Genomic DNA, 1019 nt, shown 5'->3' on the forward strand with positions numbered 1-1019 from the left:
CTATATTTGAGTGATCTGCAGGACCAGCAAGAACTAACCCCGAATTTGATGCTTTTGCAGTTGGTGGTGACAGAAAAAGACAAAAGTGCCGTAATTGGTAGAAAGCTATTGCAGGAAGCCGACACAAGAGGCGAGTTTCAAAGGCGATTGAGTTTAATTGAGACTATACTGGCTAATAAGTTCCCTGAGTTAACGAAGGAGATCATCATGAATATGCTAGACCTAGAAATTGTGGATATTACCCAATCCCGTTTTTACCAAGAGATTATTGTCGAAGGTCTTCAGGAAGGTGAGGCTAATTTAGTTATTCGTCAACTAAGGCGACGACTGGGGGAATTACCAGAGAGTCAATGTTCACAAATCAAGAGTTTTCCTGTATCACAGTTGGAAGACTTAGGAGAAGCGTTGTTGGATTTTCAGAGTATTGATGATTTGGATGACTGGCTACAAAAATATACTAAATTAAGTTAATTTATAGTGACCTGCCTTAACGATACAGAGATCCCCGAATTCTCAAAGAAGTCGGGGATCTGAAACTCTAGGGTGGCGGCAATCAATCGAGATATACTTTGTTGATCTTGCTTGAAAGCGATAGCGAAGCGCTGCTGCAAGCAGTTCGCTTGGTTAAATGAAACTCTTTAGCAGGTATCAATTATTCAGATGAGTTAAGCAAAATGTACTGACGATAAAGATGACATTTGAATCAGAATCTCTAAACTTAACGAACTATACTAAACACGGGTGAGATTTAAACTTTTGCCAAATGACAAAGAACCCAGATGTGTAGGGGTAAAGCAAAAGCTTAATGGTGCAAAATCTTCATCCCGCAAGGAACTCAAGTTCCTTGCTAATAGCGAAAGTCATCTAAAAGATGACTAAATACTAGGAAAATTCATTACTCCCGGTTCGCTCATTTTTTTTGGAGTTCGAGAAATTGCCAAAAAAATAGAAAATCTAGGTTTCGTAATGGTTTTAGCGATTTCCCGAAATTTAGCTTGAACTACCCTCGGTGCTAAAAA

Annotated in this window: 1 protein-coding gene; it reads left to right on the forward strand. The window is 39.1% G+C overall.

What is annotated here, in order from left to right; translation table 11 throughout:
- Window positions 1–471 (forward strand): DUF4351 domain-containing protein (locus IQ228_RS26285; RefSeq protein WP_193965048.1); only part of this gene is annotated, 471 nt, incomplete at its 5' end.
- Window positions 472–1019: the final 548 nt, after the last annotated feature.

The sequence above is a fragment of the Dolichospermum sp. LEGE 00246 genome, from assembly GCF_015207865.1.
GTDB classification, from domain to species: domain Bacteria; phylum Cyanobacteriota; class Cyanobacteriia; order Cyanobacteriales; family Nostocaceae; genus Dolichospermum; species Dolichospermum heterosporum.